The sequence below is a fragment of the Collinsella sp. HCP3S3_D1 genome, assembly GCF_052064015.1.
In the GTDB taxonomy this organism is placed as follows: Bacteria; Actinomycetota; Coriobacteriia; order Coriobacteriales; family Coriobacteriaceae; genus Collinsella.
On sequence record NZ_JBQHWK010000037.1, the window covers coordinates 1 to 1,747 of the forward strand.

At 71.8% G+C, this 1,747-nt stretch carries 2 protein-coding genes; both read left to right on the forward strand.

Annotated features, from left to right (window positions below; genetic code table 11):
- Positions 1-983: Mu transposase domain-containing protein (locus ACTNDJ_RS08890; protein WP_441083567.1), on the forward strand; the 983-nt coding region annotated here is incomplete at its 5' end.
- The coding region (gene istB / locus ACTNDJ_RS08895) for an IS21-like element helper ATPase IstB (protein ID WP_441083568.1) at positions 983-1,747 on the forward strand (765 nt) is incomplete at its 3' end. The genes ACTNDJ_RS08890 and istB, both read left to right, overlap by 1 nt.

A 1,747-nucleotide genomic window follows, 5' to 3' on the forward strand; every position in this document is an offset into this window, starting at 1 on the left:
GCCGCGGGGAGGGGCTGCCCGGGTACGGCGCCTTCACCGCCTGGTGCCGGGCCCGCGACGTGCCCTTCGGGGGCGCGGGCGGCCGCGAGCCGCACCCGCGGTTCGAGACGCCCCCGGGCAGGCAGCTGCAGTTCGACTGGAAGGAGGGCATGAGGCTCGTCGACTCGGAGGGCGAGGTCTTCGAGTTCAGCGTGTTCACCGCGACGCTCGGCTACTCCCGGAAGCACCGCTTCATACCGGTCAGGAGCCGCACGCTCGACGACCTGCTGTCCTGCCTGCTCGCCACCTTCACCCGCCTCGGCGGCGTCCCGGAGGAGTGCATCACGGACAACATGTCGTGCCTGGTGACCGTCTCGGGCCGCAGGAGGACCAGGCAGGAGAGGGCGTGGCGGTTCGCGCGGGAGGCCGGCTTCGAGCTCAGGCTCTGCGCGCCGCGCTCGCCGCAGACCAAGGGCAAGGACGAGTCGGCCAACCGCTTCCTGAACCGCCTGCTCGCCTACGGCGGCGAGTTCACCGGGTGGAGCGGCCTCGCCGAGGCGGTGGCCCGGGTCGAGGCCCAGGCCAACTCGGAGCCGAACCGCACCACCGGCCTGCCGCCCGACGTGCTGTTCATGCGGGAGAAGGAGAGCCTGCGGCCCATCGGGAACCTCCGGCTCCTCGAGTCGATGGTGGGCGACGTGAGCGTCCAGACCGTCCCGTCGACCATGCTCGTCAGGGCCGCCGGCAGGGAGTGGTCCGTGCCCAGGCGCTGCATCGGCCGGCGCGTGAGCGTCGTGGCGATGCCCGGCGGCCAGGTCGTGGTGAGGATGGCCGGCGAGGAGGTCGCCGTCCACGACGCCGCGTCCGGGCCGTCGAGGCCCATCAACTACGACCCCGACCACTACGGGCAGGCCCTCGAGGGGAAGCGGGGCCTGGCCGACGCGGACATCGCCGAGGCCGCGCGCGCCAACCTCGCGCTGCTCGACTCGCTCGGAGGGGCGTGATGGGCGCCGTCGCGGAGGGCAGCCCCTCGATCAGGGCGCAGGCGAACCTCTGCGCGCTCGGGCTGCACGAGATGGCGGCGTCCCTGCCCGACTACGTGAGGATGGTCGCCGCGGGCGAGCGGGGCTTCGCCTCCGCCCTCGAGGAGATGACGCGCGTCGAGGTCGCGGCCCGGGAGGTCAGGATCACCAACCAGCGCATACGGTCGTCGGGGTTCCCCTACGTCAAGGGGCTGGCGGACTTCGACTGGGACTTCCAGCCGTCGGTCCCGCGCGCCGAGATCGAGGAGCTCGCGACCCTGAGGTTCGTCGAGCGGGCCGAGAACGTCCTGTTCGTGGGGAGCCCCGGCGTGGGCAAGACGCACCTCGCCGTCGCGCTGGGCATCGAGGCGGTCAGGGCGGGGCGCGAGGTCAGGTTCGTGGACTGCGCCCGGCTCGTCGAGGACCTGGAGGACGCCTCGTCGCGCGGCATCCTCAAGAAGAGGCTCAGGTACTACGCCCACTCGAGGCTGCTGATCATCGACGAGCTCGGCTACCTCGACGTCGGCAGCGCGGGCGCGGACCTGCTGTTCCAGCTGATATCGACGCGCTACGAGCAGCGCTCGACGATCATCACCACCAACGTGGGGATCAGCGGCTGGGGCAGGGTGTTCGGGGACGACGTGGCGGCGAGCGCGATCGCGGACAGGGTGTGCCACCACTGCCACCTGGTCAAGATAACCGGCAGGTCCTACAGGCTGAAGGACCTGCCGAGGGACGGTCCCGTC